The organism is Bradyrhizobium hereditatis, assembly GCF_020329435.1.
In the GTDB taxonomy this organism is placed as follows: Bacteria; Pseudomonadota; Alphaproteobacteria; order Rhizobiales; family Xanthobacteraceae; genus Bradyrhizobium; species Bradyrhizobium hereditatis.
This window is the reverse complement of the sequence record NZ_JAGKJK010000017.1, coordinates 1-18,960: the sequence shown is the minus strand read 5'-3', so window position 1 is coordinate 18,960 and position 18,960 is coordinate 1. Positions and strand designations below refer to the sequence as shown.

General features: G+C 62.9%; 17 protein-coding genes, 1 tRNA gene and 1 pseudogene. 11 read left to right on the top strand and 8 right to left on the bottom strand.

Annotation, left to right across the window (positions count from 1 at the left end):
* The first annotated feature begins 64 nt into the window (after positions 1-64).
* The 6 genes and pseudogenes from J6524_RS30325 to J6524_RS30300 all read left to right on the top strand — a co-directional run.
* Positions 65-718 (top strand): hypothetical protein, encoded by a 654-nt coding sequence (locus J6524_RS30325; protein WP_225677631.1) that lies wholly within the window; start codon positions 65-67, stop codon positions 716-718.
* Positions 715-981, top strand: a complete 267-nt coding sequence (locus J6524_RS30320; RefSeq protein WP_225677539.1) for an HGGxSTG domain-containing protein — start codon at positions 715-717, stop codon at positions 979-981. Before J6524_RS30325 ends, J6524_RS30320 begins: the two co-directional genes overlap by 4 nt.
* A gap of 219 nt (positions 982-1,200) precedes the next feature.
* Positions 1,201-2,943 (top strand): SIR2 family protein, encoded by a 1,743-nt coding sequence (locus tag J6524_RS30315; protein ID WP_225677537.1) that lies wholly within the window; start codon positions 1,201-1,203, stop codon positions 2,941-2,943.
* On the top strand, positions 2,940-4,358 hold the full coding sequence (locus J6524_RS30310; protein ID WP_225677535.1) for an argonaute/piwi family protein: 1,419 nt from the start codon (positions 2,940-2,942) through the stop codon (positions 4,356-4,358). The genes J6524_RS30315 and J6524_RS30310 overlap by 4 nt, the downstream gene beginning before the upstream one ends.
* A 131-nt stretch (positions 4,359-4,489) precedes the next feature.
* Positions 4,490-4,696, top strand: a complete 207-nt coding sequence (locus J6524_RS30305) for an antitoxin MazE family protein (protein WP_225677533.1) — start codon at positions 4,490-4,492, stop codon at positions 4,694-4,696.
* Positions 4,693-4,952: pseudogene (locus J6524_RS30300) on the top strand (type II toxin-antitoxin system PemK/MazF family toxin); the annotation flags it as partial. The gene J6524_RS30305 and the pseudogene J6524_RS30300, both read left to right, overlap by 4 nt.
* A 401-nt stretch (positions 4,953-5,353) precedes the next feature.
* On the opposite strand, the gene J6524_RS30295 reads toward J6524_RS30300, so the two are convergent.
* Positions 5,354-5,932, bottom strand: a complete 579-nt coding sequence (locus tag J6524_RS30295; protein WP_225677531.1) for a hypothetical protein — start codon at positions 5,930-5,932, stop codon at positions 5,354-5,356.
* A 148-nt stretch (positions 5,933-6,080) separates the two neighbouring features.
* On the opposite strand from J6524_RS30295, the gene J6524_RS30290 reads away from it, so the two are divergent.
* Together J6524_RS30290 and J6524_RS30285 are read left to right on the top strand one after the other, a co-directional pair.
* A complete protein-coding gene (locus J6524_RS30290; RefSeq protein WP_225677529.1) occupies positions 6,081-8,945 on the top strand; it encodes a penicillin-binding protein 1A in 2,865 nt (954 codons plus the stop codon).
* A gap of 11 nt (positions 8,946-8,956) precedes the next feature.
* Positions 8,957-9,964: a hypothetical protein gene (locus J6524_RS30285; RefSeq protein ID WP_225677527.1), complete on the top strand. Its 1,008-nt coding sequence runs from the start codon at positions 8,957-8,959 to the stop codon at positions 9,962-9,964.
* Positions 9,965-10,156: 192 nt separating this feature from the next.
* Here J6524_RS30285 and J6524_RS30280 read toward each other — a convergent pair.
* Together J6524_RS30280 and J6524_RS30275 are read right to left on the bottom strand one after the other, a co-directional pair.
* A tRNA-Glu gene (locus J6524_RS30280) sits at positions 10,157-10,231 on the bottom strand.
* A 293-nt stretch (positions 10,232-10,524) separates the two neighbouring features.
* The gene (locus J6524_RS30275; protein ID WP_225677525.1) at positions 10,525-10,863 is read right to left on the bottom strand and encodes a hypothetical protein; all 339 of its coding nucleotides are present in this window, start codon (positions 10,861-10,863) and stop codon (positions 10,525-10,527) included.
* Between J6524_RS30275 and J6524_RS30270 the strand changes: the two genes are divergently transcribed.
* A complete protein-coding gene (locus J6524_RS30270) occupies positions 10,862-11,890 on the top strand; it encodes an RluA family pseudouridine synthase (protein ID WP_225677523.1) in 1,029 nt (342 codons plus the stop codon). The genes J6524_RS30275 and J6524_RS30270 overlap by 2 nt on opposite strands.
* A 215-nt stretch (positions 11,891-12,105) precedes the next feature.
* Entirely contained in the window at positions 12,106-13,002 is an 897-nt protein-coding gene (rpoH, locus tag J6524_RS30265) for an RNA polymerase sigma factor RpoH (protein ID WP_225677520.1), read from the top strand.
* A 244-nt stretch (positions 13,003-13,246) separates the two neighbouring features.
* On the opposite strand, the gene J6524_RS30260 is transcribed toward rpoH, so the two are convergent.
* From J6524_RS30260 to J6524_RS30245, 4 genes are all read right to left on the bottom strand, one after another.
* A complete protein-coding gene (locus J6524_RS30260; protein WP_376712095.1) occupies positions 13,247-13,870 on the bottom strand; it encodes a peptidoglycan recognition protein family protein in 624 nt (207 codons plus the stop codon).
* A gap of 73 nt (positions 13,871-13,943) precedes the next feature.
* Positions 13,944-15,173, bottom strand: a complete 1,230-nt coding sequence (locus J6524_RS30255; RefSeq protein ID WP_225677518.1) for a GGDEF domain-containing protein — start codon at positions 15,171-15,173, stop codon at positions 13,944-13,946.
* A 737-nt stretch (positions 15,174-15,910) separates the two neighbouring features.
* Positions 15,911-16,528, bottom strand: coding sequence for a LysE family translocator (locus tag J6524_RS30250; protein WP_225677516.1), 618 nt, complete (start codon positions 16,526-16,528; stop codon positions 15,911-15,913).
* Positions 16,529-16,576: 48 nt separating this feature from the next.
* A complete protein-coding gene (locus tag J6524_RS30245) occupies positions 16,577-16,984 on the bottom strand; it encodes a response regulator (RefSeq protein WP_225677514.1) in 408 nt (135 codons plus the stop codon).
* A gap of 149 nt (positions 16,985-17,133) precedes the next feature.
* On the opposite strand from J6524_RS30245, the gene J6524_RS30240 reads away from it, so the two are divergent.
* Entirely contained in the window at positions 17,134-17,976 is an 843-nt protein-coding gene (locus J6524_RS30240; RefSeq protein WP_225677511.1) for an SDR family NAD(P)-dependent oxidoreductase, read from the top strand.
* Positions 17,977-18,158: 182 nt separating this feature from the next.
* Here J6524_RS30240 and J6524_RS30235 read toward each other — a convergent pair whose 3' ends face one another.
* Entirely contained in the window at positions 18,159-18,959 is an 801-nt protein-coding gene (locus J6524_RS30235) for a lytic murein transglycosylase (RefSeq protein ID WP_225677509.1), read from the bottom strand.
* Between the last annotated feature and the right edge of the window lies 1 nt (position 18,960).

Genomic DNA, 18,960 nt, shown 5'->3' with positions numbered 1-18,960 from the left:
GCGACGATTGCCGCGCGTGGCCGAACCGCGCGCGCTTGCGGCGCGCGGCCTAAGGAATCTCGACATGAACACCGCTCCTGATATCACTGTGCCAACGGCGATCGCCGCAACTGACCAAACCAAAGCTGCCGCAGCCCCGCGGATCAAGCTTCTGTCGCACGGATTCTCCATCGACCATCCAGACCCTGAAATCGGCGAACAGCTCATGGCGAATGCGCTCGGGGTTGCCGATCGCGAAGCGATGCATGGCATTCTCCGGCAATTGGTAAAGGCCAGCGTGAGCGGCGAGAGCCCTGACGAGGTCAACCTCTCCTTTATGATTTCGATGGTGAAGAGCATCCGCCCACGGGATTCCGTCGAGGCCATGCTGGTGGCGCAGATGGTTTCCGTTCATGTGATGGCGATGCGATGTGCCTATCACCTTGCGAATGCGGACGATCTCGCCCAGCACGACAGTGCCGCCCGCGCACTGGGCAGGCTCGCCCGCACGTTTCCCGCCCAGATCGAGGCGCTGAACCGCTACCGGAGCCATGGCGAGCCTGCCATCACCGTGCAGAACGTGTCGGTCGGGGACGGCGGCAAGGCCATTGTCGGCAACGTCACGCAGCATGCGCGCGTGATCGTCTCTGACAAAAAGCCGGCATCCGCGGCGCGGAAGGCCGCAGGCTCCAGGCGAGGGCACGGTTCGGCTGATGCCAAGCGGGAAGCACAGGCATGAGCGATCACATCAGAAATACCGGCCCGATGCTGGCGAGCCCACGTTGTGGCGCCAAAACCCGCACCAGTGGCGCGTGCCGCTCGCCGGCGGTGCACGGCAAGAAGCGCTGCCGCATGCACGGCGGTGCACCGGGCTCCGGTGCGCCAACGGCGAATCAGAACGCGCGCAAGCACGGCCTGTTCACCAGGGATGCGATCGCCGAGCGAAGGCAGATTCAGGCGTTGTTGGGTGAAGCGCGGAAATTTTTGCAGGCGATGAAATGATCTGGTTTCGCAGGTCGCTGGCGCTCCGCTCAGAACAAAACTGCGAACTGTGTCATTGAAATAACTATATAAATCGACAACAAGGTTTTGGAGATGTGCTCGGGAGGCTGAATGACATCGGAATCTATCTTAAGAACCGCCTCTGGGGATTGCGGCGATAACCCGACGGGCAGGCGAGGCCCAGTCGCATCTGCGAGCTCGCGAAACTAGAATATTCACGTGATAATCGATTCGATCTATCCCACCGTGGCTACGGACGATTTTGCACGCCGCTTCTCCCAGCGCGGCGGAAATCTCATGTGGCTGCTCGGAGCCGGTGCCTCGGCAGCCGCCGGCATTCCGACGGCGGGGGACATGATCTGGGAATTCAAGCAGCAACTCTACGTCAGCCAACGACGCGTCTCCCCGAAACAGGTCGCCGACCTCGCCAATCCGGCCGTCCGACGCGAACTGCAAACGTTCATCGACGGCATCGGCAGCCTGCCGGTCCCCGGTTCGCCCGACGAATATGCGGCGCTCTTCGAGTCCGTCTATCCGAGCGAGGCGGACCGTCGGACATACATCGCCTCGAAGATCAGCGGCGCCAAGCCTTCCTACGGGCACGTTGCATTGGCGACGCTGATGAAAGGCGCGCGTTGCCGTCTGGTCTGGACGACCAATTTCGACCCTCTGGTCGCAGACGGTTGCGCGAAGGTCTACGGCGGGACCGGTCAGTTGACCACGGTGGCGATCGAGACCGGGAGCCTCGGGCGAGACGCCATCGACGAGGGACGTTGGCCCGTCGAGGTCAAAATTCACGGCGACTTCCGATCCCGCCGGCTCAAGAACACCGGAGACGAACTGCGCGAACAGGACGCGAAACTCAGGGCGTTGCTGATCGATACCTGCAGCCGGTGGGGCCTCGTCGCAGCCGGCTACAGCGGTCGCGACGAGTCCGTGATGGACACGCTCGAAGCGGCGCTCGAACGCGATGGCTGTTTTCCCGCGGGCCTCTTTTGGCTGCATCGCGGCGAGGACCTGCCCTTGCCACGCGTCCAACGGCTTCTTGGTGCCGCCGCGCGCAAGGAGATCGACGGCGGTCTCGTGCCGATCGAGAATTTCGACGAGACGTTGCGCGATCTCATGCGGCTCGTGCCGGACCTGGACACGACGGTACTGGACGAGATCGCATCCGAACGGAGGGTTTGGTCCCCCGCCCCGCGCCCGACCGGGAATCGGGGCTATCCGGTCGTCCGGCTCAACGCGCTCGAAGTGACCGGGGCGCCCACCGTGTGCCGCCGCGCTGTGTGCGACGCCGGCGGCGTGGCGGAGGTCAAGTCGGCGATCGAAGCGTCGGGCCTGTCGGTCATCGGCACCCGTTCGAAAGCGGGCGTGCTGGCGTTCGGTGCCGATGCCGACGTCAAAGCCGTCCTCTCCGCATACGAGATCGTGAGCTTCGATCTGCATCCGATCGAAGCTCGTCGGCTGCGCTACGACAGCCACGAGCGCGGCCTGCTCCGCGAAGCGCTCACCCGGGCCCTCACCCGCGAACATCGGATGACCGCCACCCGCCGCAGAAGCGCCGACCTGCTGGCGCCGGCGTCCATCGACGACGAAAAGTGGGCGCCGCTGAGGAAGCTGATCGGAAGTCTCGGCGGGACGGTGCCGAAGCAAGCCGAACTGAGATGGCAAGAAGGCCTGGGGATCAGGCTCGATTGGGCGGACGAGCGACTTTGGCTTTTGCTCGAGCCGCGCACGGTGTTCGAAGGCCTCACGGAGTCGAATCGGGCAGCGGCCACCGACTTCGCACGCAAACGGACGGTGAGACGATACAATCCGGCGCTCAATGCCCTGCTCGAGTTCTGGTCGACGCTATTCGCGTCCCCGCAGCGCGACCTTCCGGCGCTCGGGGTCAGCGCAGGCGTGGATGCCGTCTTCAGGCTTGGGGACGTCACCGCATTCTCCGGGAGAGCCCGCCCATGACGAGCGAGATATCGCCTCACCTGTTCTTTCCCGAAGCCAGGCTTGCATTCCACCCGGACCGCGCGTCGGACGTGGACCTCCATCCTCTACGCGGACTGCTGCGGTTCGGACCCTATTCATCCGGTCTCGTTCCCGATCCCATCCGGATCGCGACGATCGCACCGGCACGGCAGGGAAACCGACTCTACGGCTTCATGAAGGAACTGGCGTCCCTGTACAAGCCGACGGAGCGCAAGGACTACCTGCCTCCCTGGCCCGGTTTCCGGAAAGCGTTCAATCTCGACATGCGGGGGGCGGTCAAGGATTGCCATATCGAGCTGGACGATCGGCTCGAGGGCGAAATGAAAGACTCGGCCGCGCCCCATGTCGTACTGGCGGACCGCTTGCTTCGCGCGATCCGATCGCTGGAAGCCCGCCGCGACGCGTTCGACATTGTCTTCATCTACATTCCGCAAAGCTGGGCAACGGGGTTCTCGGGAGCGGACGGCGACGACTTCGACCTTCATGACCACCTGAAGGCCGCCACCGCGGCGCGGCGCATTCCGATCCAGCTTGTGCGCGAAGACCGCGCGCTCGCCTATCCGGACCGTGCGAGCGTCATGTGGCGGATCGGCCTTGCGATCTACGCGAAGGCGGGCGGCGTTCCCTGGAAACTCGCGGATTCGGATCCGGCGACCGCCTACGTCGGTCTATCCTACGCGCTGCGCCCGACTGAATCGGACCGACCGCGCTTCGTCACCTGCTGTAGCCAAGTGTTCGATGCGGAGGGAGCCGGTCTTGAGTTCGTCGCCTACGACGCTCACGAAATCGATGTGCAGCGGGACAATCCGTTCATGTCCCGAACGGAGATGTTCCGAGTGATGGGACGATCGCTGGACCTGTACCGACGACGGCACTCAGGTCGGTCGCCGCGGAGAGTGACGGTGCACAAGACGACGGAGTTCAAAAAGGAGGAGATCGAAGGCTGCATGGAAGCGCTGCATCTGTGCGAAGCGGTCGACCTCGTGCAGGTCGTGGAAGACATCGGCTGGCGGGGGGTCCGCATCGATCGCGACCGGCAAAGCGGCAAAGGCAAGCCGACGGGTTATCCGGTCGACCGCGGCACCCTGATCCCGCTCGGGGACCGAGAGTGCCTACTCTGGATGCACGGCGACGTGAAGGGAGTTGCGGAGCGCTCGTACTACCAGGGGGGCCGCAGCACGCCTCGCCCGATCCGACTGGTCCGCCATGCAGGCCACGGGCCGTGGGACGAAACCGCCCGCTCGGCTCTCGCGCTCGCGAAGATGGATTGGAACAACGACGCGTTGTACGACATGCTGCCGGTGACGATGGCCTACGCCAAAACGCTCGCGCGCGTTGTCAAACGAATGGACGGACTAGGCTCAGCCCCCTACCAATTTCGCTTCTTCATGTAGCCGTCGATGCCCCCCGTGCATCGAGCGACGATGGGCAGTCAGCAGTGGCCGAACTCGCGACTAGCTAGCTAGGCTCACGGCCGCTCACAGATGTGTTCGTGGCGTCGGCATAGAAGCCAAGGTCTTCCCGAATGAAGGTACGGGAGCATCGCGAAAGGCTGCGCAGGCAAGGACTGCGCCCGATCCAGATTTGGGTCCCGGACGTAGGTGCGCCGGCGTTCCGCGCGGCTGCGCATCGTCAGTCGCTTGCCGTTGCCGCCAGTTCTCATGGCCGCGACGATCAGGCGTTCATCGATTCCGTCTCTGCATTCAATGATGACGTGGATGGAGATGAATGAAGCGCGGCGACACGTCGACCGTCGCCGGCGGCAAGGGATATGCAAGGCGAGGTTCGTCGTCATCGTTCAGGACGACAGTTTCGACGCAACTGCCTCCATCACGATCTGCGCGTTCAAGACGGACGATACCGATGCACCACTGTTCCGGCTGCCTGTCGCACCGAATGAGCGCAACGGATTGCGGGTGCCTTGCCGTCTCATGGTGGACAAGATAACCACCGTTCCGAAATCCAAGATCGGGACGCGCGTCGGGCGCCTGGACGATGAGGATGTCTTGCGCCTCAATCAGGCATTGCTCGTGTTCCTTGGACTGGCAACACCTCCAAGAAGTAAACAGCGGTGAGCTAGGCGCCGTCACACGGCGAGCCTTCTTCGCTCGCATCGGCAACCTGCTTTCGACTGAAAACCTGACATTCAGCGCCCGCATGATGGTAGCACGGCGGCGCACCGGGATCCGGCGCGCCAAAGGCGAACCAGAATGCGCGCAAGCACGGCCTGTTCACCAAGGATGCGATCGCCGAGCGAAGGCAGATTCAGGCGTTGTTGGGTGAAGCGCGGAAGCTGCTGGAAGGGATCTAACCATCCGGCGAAGACCGCAGATACTCATAGCGTCCTGGCGCAGTCGCTACGACTGCTGATCAATTCAAGCGCAAAGCTTCATTCATCCAGTTTCTTGCTCAGTTCAGGATTGAGCTTATTCCGATCGACAGACTGATAGAACGTGATGGGTCTGCATTTTCCATCGAAATCCGCGAGGACAATAGCCGTCCACGGACTCGCGTTCTCGCCCGAACCGTCGCGGAGGTCCGGCATCACCTTGCGAGCAGCGATCACATACCAGGCGCGACCCGCCGCCGCGGCCTTCGCAGCCGCCGCGAACTCATCCAATATTCCGCGCAGATTTTTGCGCATTTCTTCTTCAGTGTCCCCGCGGAGGTATTTTCGAGACGACTTTCCCGCCTCCCCGTACTCATGATGAATGTTCAACTGCAGTCGGGCATCGTCCACTTCGATCTTGGTCACCTGTGCCACCGCTCCGCCTTCGCGAAGATAGTCTCGCACCCGGACGTCGCAGGCCAAAAATCTGTCCGTGGGCGGCTGAGTGACGCTGGCTGCAGGGGGGACCGCGGCTAGAGCCCGGGTTTTCTTCTTTCGAGGAGCAGCATCCGCAGGCATCGCCGCGATGGCGGCGCTGATAAGCGCCGCGGCAAGCACGACTGGGAGAGGGGCATTCATGAGTGCGCTGCCGATGTGGTCTTTCTAAAACGCACTGGCCGCAGCGGCGGTTCCGGGCCGTAAGGAACTTTTTCCTCAATACCGCCTTGTTTAATATTGTCCTACAAGAAGGGACCTTACGGAGGCGGTTTGCGACCGTCGGCAGGTCATGGACTCGATTCTCATCAAGATCTTCGCCACGGCGCTCGCCTTCAGCCAGGTCACTACCCGTCCGGATGAGGTCAAGACGGAATTCGATGCGACGCGCGACCGCTTCGAGGTGGCGCAGCTTTTGGGTGCCGGCTGCGCCCACATGCGCAAGGCTTTCGACATCGAGGACATCAACCTGGACGATCTGATTGCCACTGCCATGGATGACAAGGAGGCGTTGAGCAGCGAGATCAAGGCACTCAAAGGACTGAATCTGGCCGACCTCCACGTGGCCTACAAGCAGTTCTGCAAAGGCGAAAAAGTGGAAGGATCTCCGGTCGATCTTGGTCAGGTCATCGCTTTCTACAACAGCGCAGTCAAGGATCTGCCCGACGCCGCGCAGATCAAGCATCTCAAGCTTCCTGGCACCAGCGTAATCCTCGATAACAAGAGCCAGCGCGTTGCCGAGATTTACGCGCCGAACAATCGCCGCATCTGGGTCAAGCTTGCGGATATCCCGGAAGCGGTGCGCAACGCATTCATCGCCGCAGAGGACAAGCGCTTCTTCCAGCACAGCGGCATTGACGAGCGCGGACTGGTCCGCGCCTTCCTCGGCAACTTCACGCAGCCGGGCCGGCCGCAGGGTGGCTCGACCATTACTCAGCAGGTCGCCAAGAACCTGCTGGTGGGCAACGACATCACTTACGAAAGAAAACTGCGCGAAATGATCGTTGCCTCGCGGATGGAGCGCGCCCTGACCAAGGCGGAAATCCTCGAGCTCTATCTCAACTCGATTTATCTCGGTCGCGGAGCCTGGGGCATCGAGATGGCGGCGCGTAGCTATTTCGGCAAACCAGCCAACGCGCTCTCCGCAGTCGAGGGCGCGCTGCTCGCCGGGCTCGCCAAGGGACCGAACTACTTCAATCCCGACCACCACCCAGAGCGCGCGCGCGAGCGCCTTGCCTACGTGCTGGGCCGCATGCAGGACGACGCCATGATCGGCGCAGCCCCGGCGCAAGCAGTATTGCCGCAGCTCGTCGAGTACCGGCCGACCCGGCGGGACTTCGCCTTTCACTTCGTCGATCACGTTGCCCGCGAAGCAAAGGTGGTCGCCGGCCTCGATAATCTCACCAATTCCTCCTACACGGTGCACTCGACCGTCAACTCGGCCTTGCAGCGCATAGTCGAAGCAACGCTGCAGGAAGGCTTGGCGCGGTACGAGCTGAACACCGGTCGTTACAAATTTGAGGGACCCGAGGCGAACATTTCCGATGCTGTCCGTCTGATTGCGGCTGACCGGAGGACCACAGAACCGGCTTGGCTCGTGGCGTTGAAGACGACGCGGCTACCTCTCTATGACGTTCACTGGCAATCGGCGGTCGTCCTGGAGAATACGCGTGGAAAGCGCGGCCATGCGATCAACGTCGGTTTGACCGACGGAAGCATCCTGCCGCTGAACACCTGGAGCGCCGCGATCGGGCGCGGTCTCAAGCCGTACGACGTGGTCTATGTGCAGGTGCGCGAAGCCAAGGGTAAGCAAGCGGCGCGTGCCGATCTGCGCATTCGACCGACCGTGCAGGGGGCGGCGCTCGTACTCGGGAACGAAACCGGCCGCATTCTCGCGATGGCGGGCGGCTTTTCTTATCCGGCAAGCCAGCTCAACCGCGTCGTCCAGAGCCTGCGGCAACCCGGCTCGACCTTGAAGCCCCTGACCTACCTCGCCGCCCTTCGGAAGGGGTTGCAGCCCAACACGCTGGTGATGGACGAACCCATTACGCTGGCACCGATCGGCGCGACAGTCTACGCGCGCCAGCGCGGTTTCTGGTCGCCGAAGAACTACGACGGCGGCGCTTCGGGCCCCATTACACTGCGGCGTGCGCTGGAAAACTCCCGGAATCTCGCCACCGCGCAACTGCTCGCGACCGGCCTCGACGAAAGCGCCGAGCGAGGTCTCGACCGGGTCTGCGAGATCGCGATGGAAGCGCAGCTCTACAAAGAATGCATGCGCTACTACCCGTTCGTACTCGGTGCCCAAACTGTGCGGCTCATCGACCTTGCGGCGTTTTATGCAGCGATCGCCAACGAAGGCGCACGACCCCGGCCCCATGCGATCGAAATGATCGAACAGGACGGCCGCCCCATCTACCAGCACGATCCGCGTGCGGTGGACTGGATCGGCTCCGCCGACCGTGCATCGTTCTACCAGTTGAAATCAATGCTGCAGGGCGTGCTCGCGCGCGGAACCGCGCGCGCGGTGAAGCATCTCTCGCCCTTTGTCGGCGGCAAGACTGGTACCACTGATAATTCGGTCGACGCCTGGTTCGTCGGCTTCACAAATGACGTTACCATTGCCATCTGGGTCGGCTACGACAACAGCGACGGCGGGCGCCGCACCCTTGGGCGCGGCCAGACCGGAGCGAAAGTGGCGCTGCCGATGTTCGAGCCGATCGTGCAGGCAGCCTGGGAGCTGCACGCTCCCAAGACGGCGTTGAACGGCCCTTCGCGCGAAGCCATGCATCAGCTCGTTGCTCTGTCGATCGATCCCCACACCGGCGATCCTGCACCGGCCGGCTCCGGGCGCGCTTTCACCGAGTACCTCAAGAGGGATCCGGCGGGCAGAATCAATGATACGCAATTTCGGATCGTCTCGCGTGCAGAACGCTACGCCTATCGTGGCGGTTATGAAGAAGACGGCGGGCCATTCCAGCAGTGGTTCCACGATAACCGCCTTTACGGCGATAACCGGCCGCCCTTTCCATTCCCGAGCTGGCGTCTTGGTCCGCGCGAATATCCCTCCTGGCGCGGATATCCCGATGACGAGGACCGCCTCCCGCGACCGCCGCTCCGGGTCGATCCCGATTATTTCTGGCGGCGGCTGAACTGAGCATTGACGCCATGAGACTCCACGGTGCCGCTATCCTCATCGCCGCCTGCGTGGCCACTTGCACGGGCGCGGCCGCGCAGGAATTCCAGCTGGAGGACGTGCCCGCCGTCGCCAGCGTTCCGATCGCACAAATCAAACCGCGCACGGTCATTTTCGCCGACCAACGCAGCGACAAGCTCGCCGATTCCTCGACCGGGCTCATTCCTTTCGACGATTGGGCCCGCGCTCGTCCGGTTCAGCGGCGCTTCCTCTCGCTCTACCCGAGCTTCGCTGAGCCTACGATCAATCAACAAACGAAGCTGAAGCTCTCGGTCTACCAGGCGGAGGCGCGGTTTCGACTTCCAAGACCGGCAGCGGCATTGGATCTGTCGCGGTATGCGAATGTCGCGTTCCTCGAGCAGATCGATCCGGCAGTCAAGCACCGGCCGATCACGGCGGGCGATGCTGTTCCCAACAAGGACGCGGGCGCCGCGCACAACCGTCCACCGGATCGCCGCTGGTGCGAGGGCGCGAAGGCGATCTGCGTGCAGTCACGCTACATGTTCGAAGGCAAAATTCCGGCGGGCATCCAGCTTGCCAACAAGCTGCGCGAGGAGAGCAAGAAGCCCATTCCGGATTTTATCGAGTTCCAGAGTGAGATGATGTTGGTCAAGCAGCCGCAGCTTGCCGAGCTGCCGAGCCTGACCGGGCTCGACTCCACAGTCACCGGCGGGCTTGAGCAGAACATCTTTTGGGTCAATCAGGTCATCCAGTTCGGCAAGCTGCTAGCGGTTGTGCAACAGCATTCGACCGAGCGGGAGGCGGCCATCGCGACAGTCTACATTCTGATTGCGGTCAGAAACGATGTGCTGAACAAGCAAAGGGAACACAGCAAAACTCCCGTTCTGCGAAACCTCGTGCCCGCGCAACTGCTCATGGGCAACAGCTCCTTCAACAGCGGCGATTCGCTGAGCGCCGGCCTGCCGAAATACGCGCGAGGCCGCATCAAGGCGATCGCCGACATGATGGAGCGGGAATGAGCCAGATCGTGTGCGGCGACGAATGGACGCCGTTAGAGTCGACAGGCGTCTAAGAGACCTCGAAGAACTGGCAAACAATCACCGACCAGGGCAAGACACCTGCCCACCATCGCCTGCAAGATCAATCGATCGAGGGGCTGGCACTCCCGATCGGCACTCCCGTCGCAAAATATCGCGGAATATCATGCATTTTGGCGCTCCCTAGGGGAATTGAACCCCTGTTTCAGCCTTGAGAGGGCCGCGTCCTGACCGCTAGACGAAGGGAGCTAAGCTATTGATATCACATATTAATTCCAGGCTTTCGTCGCACATTTCACCGCGCGTTACCTTCCACCAGCTTGGTAGATCTACCACATCCAACCCTTTGAACTTACACACATGGTAGGTTCAGTGGGGGATATAAGCGTCCTAACCGCTAGACGAAGGGAGCGCATGGCCTCAGGGAATAGCCGCGAAATGTGCGCCGGGCAAGGCAAGTCTGACGGTGGCCGCGCAGTTGGGTAAATCTGTTGCCTTGGGTGCTCGGGCCGGCGGGGAATTCCAGCCGATTGCACTTGCTTTTAGGGTTCGTTGACGAATCTAAGCTTTCCGGCCGGTTTCAGCGTCTTGGCGTCGAAGGTGCGGATTTCGGTCGCCCCGCCGATATCCAGCGTCAGCACCAGCCGCTCGCCCGCGACCGTGGTCGATACGATACGGGCGCCCTTGGGCAGGGTTTCGGTGATATCGGTCGTAGCAGCGCTGGGGCTTCCCTCGCCGCGGTAAAGACGGTACCCGACGGCAATCAGGACCACGGCGATCGCCAGCGCCGAGGTCAGGCCCGCGATCAGCATCATCCGCCGCACCCGCGCGATCAGCGCGGCCTGCTCGGGGGTCGGATCGGGCGCGACAGTATCGGTCATGCAAGGCTCTTCGTTGGAACAAGAATCATCAAACAGCGGTCAAAGGCTGAAGGTCACCGTCAGCGGCGACGAGGGATCGCCCCGCCTCGACCGCGTGCTCGCGGTGCTCCGCCCGGAACTGTCGCGCTCGCGGCTGAAGGCGCTGATCCTGGCCGGTTCCGTCACCGCTGGGGGCACCCCCATCCGCGACCCCGCTTATCATGTCGCGCGAGGGGATACGATCACAATCGACATCCCCGAAGCCGCCCCGCCGGAGCCTCTAGGAGAGAATATCGCGCTCGACATCGTTTATGAGGACGACGACATCATCGTCATCGACAAGCCGAGCGGCCTCGTCGTGCATCCGGCCGCGGGCCATGAGAGCGGCACGCTGGTGAATGCACTGATCGCCCATTGCGGCGCCAGCCTTTCCGGCATCGGCGGCGTCCGCCGCCCGGGCATCGTGCACCGCCTCGACAAGGACACGACCGGCCTGATGGTGGTCGCCAAGAACGACCACGCGCATCAATCACTCACTGCGCAATTCGCCGATCACGGCCGCACCGGAGCGATGCAGCGCGGCTACATGGCCTTCATCTGGGGCGTGCCGAACCGCCAGCGCGGCACGTTCGACGCGCCGATCGACCGGCATCCGCACGCCCGCGAAAAGATGGCGGTGCGCCAGAGCGGCCGCGAGGCGGTCACACATTGGGAATTGCAGGCGGCCTATCAGGGGCGGGACGGCAAGGGCGTCGCCTCCCTGCTCGCCTGCCAGCTCGAGACCGGGCGAACCCACCAGATCCGCGTGCACCTCGCCCATATCGGTCACCCCCTGATGGGCGATGCCGTCTATGGTCCGCATTTCAAGACCAAGGCTAGCCACCTCGGCCCCCAAGGCCAGGCGGCGCTGACCGCCCTCGGTCGGCAAGCCCTGCACGCCTATCTGCTGGCCCTGGAACACCCCCGGACCGGGGAACTTTTGCACTGGGAGGCGGCTTTGCCGGAGGATTTGGTTCGGCTGCAAAGCGCGCTGGAAGCGGCCCTATGACGCAGCCGTTTCAGGAAACCTTAGTTATGACAATAAGTTATAGCTGAGACACGGGGACGTGACGTCAGCATTCCTTCCCTATTTGTTCGTTTTCCGCTATGTTGCATGTGCGTTGAATATCCAACGCGGAACATCGCAGCGTGATTGGCTTTAACACAGCGGTCACCTGCCGGGCCCGCCGCTATCGGGGGCCTGAACCACTGGAGGGCGCTCGAATGGCCCGTACAGCTACGTTACCGGTTCTCAATGGAGAATCGGGTCTTTCTAGATACCTCGCCGAGATCCGCAAATTCCCGATGCTGGAGCCCCAGCAGGAATACATGCTCGCCAAACGCTGGCGCGAGCATGACGATCGCGACGCGGCACATCACCTTGTCACCAGCCATCTCAGGCTCGTGGCCAAGATCGCCATGGGCTATCGCGGCTACGGCTTGCCGATCTCCGAGGTCGTCTCGGAGGGCAATGTCGGCCTGATGCAGGCGGTCAAGCGATTCGAGCCCGATAAGGGTTTTCGTCTCGCCACCTACGCCATGTGGTGGATCAAGGCGTCGATACAAGAGTACATTCTGCGTTCCTGGTCCCTCGTGAAAATGGGAACCACCGCGAACCAGAAGAAGCTGTTCTTCAACCTGCGCAAGGCGAAGAGCAAGATCTCCGCGCTGGACGAGGGTGATCTCCACCCCGACCAGGTGAAGCTGATTGCCAAGCGCCTCGGCGTGACGGATCAGGACGTGGTCGACATGAACCGCCGCCTTGGCGGCGACGCGTCGCTCAACGCGCCGATCCGCGACGACGGTGAAGCCGGCGAATGGCAGGATTGGCTGGTCGATACTTCGCCCAACCAGGAAGCCGTCATGGCCGAGAGCGAGGAATACGATCATCGCCGCGAGGCGCTGACCGGCGCCATCGGTGTGCTCAACCCGCGCGAACGCCGCATCTTCGAGGCGCGGCGGTTGGCGGAAGAGCCGATGACGCTCGAGGACCTCGCCGCCGAATTCGGCGTGTCGCGCGAACGCGTGCGGCAGATCGAGGTCCGCGCCTTCGAAAAGGTGCAGTCGGCCGTCAAGGGCACGATTGCACGGCAGGAAGCCGAACTCGAAGCCGCGCACTGATCGCGCGAGCGAGGTATCGATGACGAAAGCCGGCGGCAACGCCGGCTTTTTGTTTTGGGCGCGCGCGGCTTCAACAACTCCGTTGTCGTCCTCCGCGAAAGCGGGGGACCCAGTACGCCGCGGCGGCCGTGAGGCGGCGCTCAATAACTCCTGGCTCTGGAATACTGGATCGCCCGGTCAAGCCGGGCGACGACGAGCGAGTTTGTGGAGTCGAGCGTGCTTCAGGCGAAGCGATCGCCCGCCCCTACTCCCCCCACTCCCGCGCCATCTTCGCGAGCGCGCAGCCCTCGCAATAACGGGCGTCCTTATAGTCGATCCAGTTGTGCGCGTAGACGCGGTCGAGCGGAATGCCGTAACGCGCGCGCAGCACCTTCACCAAAATCTTCCATGCGGCGATCTGCGCATCGGTAGGCCCGCGGGTCACATCGGGATAGTTGCCGGCGAACTCTACGCCAACCGAATTGTTGCCGACCACCTGACGGTAGGTCGGGCCATTGTCGATGTATTTGTTGTCGTTGCGATTGGCGCCGTCGCCATGGGTTGGGACGAGATGTTCACCGACCGCCCAGTACACCGTGCCGTCGGTTTCGACCCAGACCATGACGCCGCGCCTTGTCGGATTCTTTGACTGCGCCAGCGCGCCGCCGCGCGCCGAGCCCGCCGGCCCTTCGGTCTGGTGCACGATGATGTTTCGCCAAGGATGGGCTTTTGCAAGATCGCCCCACGGCGCGAGCCAGACCATCTTCAGGCCAGGGATGTCCGGTGTGCCCGACGAGCGCGCGATCGCGGCGAGGTCAGGCGCCTGCGCAGCGGCGGATGTGGAAAATGCGAGGACGCCAACCGACATCACAAGCAAGCGAAGGTTCATGTCTCACGGCCCGGTGACGAGCCTTGATAACATGCTTGATGCGAACCGGCAGCCCGCTTCGCTCGAAAACGCTTTAGGCCCGCTCGCGCAGGGCGATGTCGGGCGTTTGGGCATCGACCGCCTCGGGCGCTAGCGGCGGCGCAGGGTCATAGGTCGCAAAGCCGTTCCGGCCGGCCTTCTTGGCGTCATAGAGCGCATGGTCGGCTGCTGCGATCAGGCGGTCGGGGTACAGCTCCATCTCTCGGGTCCATTGCGCGACGCCGATCGAGACCGCGATCGGAATGTCGTTGCCGGTGCATTGTGCGGCATCCGCACGGCAGACCTCCAGCACGCGGCGCGCGATCATGGCGCCCTCGCGCAGCGTCGAGGAAGGCAGCACGATGCAGAATTCGTCGCCGCCGGTGCGCGCCAGCATGTCGCCGGGCCGCAGCCGGGTCTGCGCCATCAGCGTGAAATGCTGCAGGCACGCGTCGCCGGCCGCATGGCCGTAGGTGTCGTTGATGCCCTTGAACCCATCGAGATCGATGACGAGCAGCGCGAACGGCCGGCCGCTGCGCTCGGAGCGCGCGCATTCTTCTGTGAGGCGCTGCAGCAGATAGCGGCGGTTGCCGACGCCGGTGAGATCGTCGAGCAGCGCCAGATCCGCGACCTCGTTGCGCAAGCGGTCCATCGCCATCAGCAGGAATCCGAAATTCAGGGCCATCGACAGGAACACCAGCACCAAGACGACCACCGACTGCGCCGGGCTGAAATGCATGTAGGAGAAGCCACCGGCCACACCGGTCAGCGTAACGAACAGCCTGGCCGTAAAAATGACCATGATGACGATGGTGACGATGCCGGCCAGCCGCGCCCCCGGATTGACGCGCCCGTCATCGCGGCCGAGCAGCAGCTTCAGGCTGAGCGCCATCGGCAGTATCTGGACGATGGTGAATACAGTCATCCGCCCCGGCACGCTGTCATGGACGAATGTGAAAAAGCACATTCCGGCCGCGCCGAAGCCGACGATCAACGCGGTGGCGCGCCATGACACCGGCTGGTCGAAGAATTTGCGGATGCCCATTACGGCCAGACAGATTGCCAGCACCTGCAGGCTGCCGGCGATCAATAGCGGCACCAGCGTATCGGGCATCACCACGCGCAGCATAGCGACCGCTGCGCCGGTCGCCCCGGCAAATGCCGAGCCGGTCCAGAACCGCGCGGCTTCGAACGAGGGATAGCAGCGCATGACATAGGCCCAGATCAGGCCCAGCGCCAAAAAGTTGATGACGAACACCGTCCACAGCGTCGGAACGCTCAGCATCGCGAATCCAGGACGCGCAATGTCCCGTCTCCCCTCTTGTCTAACGCGACTTGCGAGGCGGCCGCGCCTCAAAACTCCCCGCGACGATACCGGTCGTCTTAAGGGACAAGGTGGACCGTGCCGCTTAACGGACTCTGAGCGCCACCGGCCGATGCAAACCTTGGTTTTGAATTGATGAAGATCACGCGCGTTCGGACATCGTTAAGCATGATGCGCGCGATGCGAACTGCGCTCGTGACGCGCGTTTCGGCACAAAATCGCATCAAAATGCATAACAACTGTGGATAACGTGATGACAACGTCACGACGACACGCGGCAGAGGCCTGCGAATCTGCTGGGATCATGCGCGAGGATGTTGCGAGGCTGGCCCTCCGCCAAGCATGCCTCGGTGTCGCGTTTCAATCCATGAAAACCTTGAGAGGATACTATGGCTAAGAAAGCGAAGAAGGCGAAAAAGGCGAAGGCGAAAAAGGCCAAGAAGGCGAAGAAGAAGTGAATTTTCGCCCGGGTGGAGTGCTCAGCTCCGCCCGGGCACCCACCTCCGGGATACGTTTTTGGAGAATGGCGGGCCGCAGGTCCGCCTTTTTATTTTCAAACGATGAATGTGTAGCCCGGATGAGCGCAGCGACATCCGGGGATGACGTCGGGCTCCGGTCCCGGATGTCGCTTCGCTCATCCGGGCACGATCTGCATATGGATCGCTTCGCCGCATCCGCAATGACGGCCGCGCGAACAATTACCGCTCCGCAAATGCCAGCTTCGCCCCTAACGCGGCGAAGCCTGCGGCAAAGCTGCGGCGCAGCCAGGCCATCACCTTTGGCCGGGTAATGACGCGGTCGCGCAGGGAAGCTGCGAACAGGCCATAGACCGCGAACACTGCAAAGGTCATCGCCATGAAGGCCGCGCTCAATTCCAGCATGCGTGCAAGCGGGTGCGGCTCGTCGACCGCCACGAATTGCGGCAGGAAGGCGAGGAAGAAGATCGACAGTTTCGGATTGAGGATGTTGATCAGGATCGCGGTCACGATGACGCGACGGCTGGAGCGCGTGGCGGCGGCTGGGCGCGTGTCGACCGACAGCGCGCCAGTCTCGCGCAGCGCCTGCCAGGCCATATAGAGCAGATAGACCACGCCGCACCATTTCAGCGCGGCAAACGCCAGCGCGCTGGTGTGCAGCACGGCGGCGAGCCCGAGCATCGCCGCCAGCATATGCGGCACGATGCCGAGCGTGCAGCCGAAGGCCGCGACGACGGACGGCCGCGCGCCCAGCGTCAGCGCTACCGCCAGCGTGTAGAGCACACCGGTGCCGGGGGATGCGACCACGATCAGCGAGGTCAGGAGAAACGACAGCGTCATCCCTCGCCTTTATCATGCTCCCAGCGCCCGCGGAAGCACCGCCGCCGCTTACGAACCTGCACGCGGCCCCTCGCCGTGCGTCCGCGCATAGACCATCCGCTCGGCCTCGCGGATCACGTCGAGCGGCACCCAGGGTTTGGTCCAGAATTTCACACCGTCAGGCAATTCCTGATGCAGCGGCTTGCCCGAGGTGACGATCACCCCCATTTCGGGATTGTACTTCCTCGCGATGTGCGCGAGTTCGACGCCATCCATGTTGCCGGCAAGCTGCACGTCAGTCATCATCAGGACCAGACTGTCGGCCGCACGCTCCAGCACCAGCTCGGCGGCCTCCGCACTCTCACATTCGATGACATCGACCTCGCTTTCTTCCAGCAGCAGGCAGATCATGTCCCGTTGCATCGGATCGTCTTCGACGATCAGAGCCGTTGCGCGAAAGGGTTTTGATTGTCCCATGTGAGCCTCCTCGGATTCGCGTCGATCGGGCGATGTCATTTTTGTCCGGTAATCGACACTAAGCGCGGAAACCGCTTTTCGGTTCGGTTCCAATTTGCGAAAGTTTGCGGGAACCGCCCGCTATCATCTTCAAGGAGCTCACCCCCGACATGACTGCAATATCTGGAAGCGCCGCCGCCGTGACCGGGGCCGCCAGCGGCATCGGCCGCGCGCTCGCGACAGAACTGGCCGCGCGCGGCTGCGATCTGGCGCTCGCTGACCGCGACGAGGCGGGGCTGCAGCAAGTGGCTGCCGAGATCGGAAAAGCGAACAAGCGCAAGATCACGACGCATAGCGTCGACGTCGGCGTGCCCGCAGAGATCCAAGCCTTCGCACAAGCGGCCATCGCCGCCCATCCGCGGCTGAACATCGTCATCAACAATGCCGGCGTCGCCCTGCTCGGCGCCTTCAACGAGGTAGATCAGGCGCAGATGGAATGGCTGATCAACATCAATTTCTGGGGCGTGGTGCACGGCACGCGCGCCTTCCTGCCGCATCTGTCGAGCAGGCCGGAAGCGCATATCGTCAACCTCTCCTCGATCTTCGGCATCGTCGCCCCGCCCGGCCAGACCGCCTATTGCGCCGCCAAGTTCGCGGTGCGCGGTTTTTCGGAAAGCCTGCGGCACGAGCTTGCGATGGCGAATAGCCCCGTCAAACTTTCCGTGGTGCATCCCGGTGGTGTTCTGACCAACATTGTACGCAACTCCCGCACCGGCAGCGGCATCACCGACAATGCGCGCCGCGCCGACTCGATCGATCGCTTCGATGCGGTTGCCAAGACAACGCCGCCGGCGGCGGCACAGCGCATCATCGCCGGCATCGAGAAAAATCAGCCACGCATCCTGATCGGCAACGACGCGAAGTTCATGGACCTCCTGCAGCGGTTTCGCCCGGCGACGTATTGGAACGTGCTGGCGAAACGGATCGAGAAGATGGGTGGGCGGGGGAAGTGATGTGCGATTGCGTTGGGCCCTGCTATCGCCTTACGGACGGTGCGTTCCCTCCCCCCTTGCGGGGGAGGGCTAGGGAGAGGGGTAAGCCACACGGGCAGTATCGCTCGGGGCTACCCCTCTCCCCCGCCCTCCCCCGCAAGGGGGGAGGGAGCGCAGTGTGCGTGCGGCGATACAGTGTGTGATCAACGCCCCATCAAGCGATCCGCGAAATAGCCGATCGTTTTGCGGTAGATCGTTGCTCTGTTCCACTCGCGCATGGCTTCGAAGTTCGCGGTGCCCTCGCTATAGGGCGCGCCGGCCTTGAAGCCTGCAGTGTGCAGGAGGTTCGCGGTGGAGGCGAGCACGTCGGGGACGCTGTGGCGCAGGTCGACATGGCCGTTGCCGTCGAAATCGACGCCGTACTTGATGTAGGACGACGGCAAAAATTGCGTCTGGCCGATTTCGCCGGCGTAGGCGCCGATCAGGTCGCGCAAAGGCAGATCGCCGCGCTGCACGATCTTCAGCGCGGCGAGCAGTTCGCCCTGAAACAGCTCGGTGCGGCGGCAATCATGCGCCATGGTGGCGAGCGTGCGGATCACCGGCAGCTTGCCGACATCGCCCTTGCCGAAATCGCTCTCCAATCCCCAGATCGCGACCACGATCTCCGGCGGCACGCCAAACTTCTGCTCGATGCGCGACAGCAGCGAGGCGTGCCGCAGTAGCATCTGCCGTCCCATGTTGATGCGGCCGGGGCCGACGCGGGTCGAGACATACTGCTCGAAGGTCTTGTTGAAGGTGCCGCGCTGGCGACGGTCGAAGGCGAGCACCGCCGGATCCTGCGCGATGCCGGCAAAGGCCTGGCTGATCACCGCTTGCGAGACGCCCGCCGCGGCTGCCTCCTGCGACATCGTCGCGATGAAAGTATTGAAATCGCCGCCGCAGCGGGCGGCATGGCTGGGGGTGGAGAGAATGACGGCGCCAAGAAAAATGGCCCAACGAAATATG

Bases quoted from the DNA above. Each gene is read 5' to 3' on its own strand.
- J6524_RS30325 (WP_225677631.1), top strand. From the start codon at position 65: ATGAACACCGCTCCTGATATCACTGTGCCAACGGCGATCGCCGCAACT.
- J6524_RS30320 (WP_225677539.1), top strand. From the start codon at position 715: ATGAGCGATCACATCAGAAATACCGGCCCGATGCTGGCGAGCCCACGT.
- J6524_RS30310 (WP_225677535.1), top strand. From the start codon at position 2,940: ATGACGAGCGAGATATCGCCTCACCTGTTCTTTCCCGAAGCCAGGCTT.
- J6524_RS30305 (WP_225677533.1), top strand. From the start codon at position 4,490: ATGAAGGTACGGGAGCATCGCGAAAGGCTGCGCAGGCAAGGACTGCGC.
- J6524_RS30295 (WP_225677531.1), bottom strand. From the start codon at position 5,932: ATGAATGCCCCTCTCCCAGTCGTGCTTGCCGCGGCGCTTATCAGCGCC.
- J6524_RS30290 (WP_225677529.1), top strand. From the start codon at position 6,081: ATGGACTCGATTCTCATCAAGATCTTCGCCACGGCGCTCGCCTTCAGC.
- J6524_RS30285 (WP_225677527.1), top strand. From the start codon at position 8,957: ATGAGACTCCACGGTGCCGCTATCCTCATCGCCGCCTGCGTGGCCACT.
- J6524_RS30270 (WP_225677523.1), top strand. From the start codon at position 10,862: ATGCAAGGCTCTTCGTTGGAACAAGAATCATCAAACAGCGGTCAAAGG.
- J6524_RS30275 (WP_225677525.1), bottom strand. From the start codon at position 10,863: ATGACCGATACTGTCGCGCCCGATCCGACCCCCGAGCAGGCCGCGCTG.
- rpoH (WP_225677520.1), top strand. From the start codon at position 12,106: ATGGCCCGTACAGCTACGTTACCGGTTCTCAATGGAGAATCGGGTCTT.
- J6524_RS30260 (WP_376712095.1), bottom strand. From the start codon at position 13,870: ATGAACCTTCGCTTGCTTGTGATGTCGGTTGGCGTCCTCGCATTTTCC.
- J6524_RS30255 (WP_225677518.1), bottom strand. From the start codon at position 15,173: ATGCTGAGCGTTCCGACGCTGTGGACGGTGTTCGTCATCAACTTTTTG.
- J6524_RS30250 (WP_225677516.1), bottom strand. From the start codon at position 16,528: ATGACGCTGTCGTTTCTCCTGACCTCGCTGATCGTGGTCGCATCCCCC.
- J6524_RS30245 (WP_225677514.1), bottom strand. From the start codon at position 16,984: ATGGGACAATCAAAACCCTTTCGCGCAACGGCTCTGATCGTCGAAGAC.
- J6524_RS30240 (WP_225677511.1), top strand. From the start codon at position 17,134: ATGACTGCAATATCTGGAAGCGCCGCCGCCGTGACCGGGGCCGCCAGC.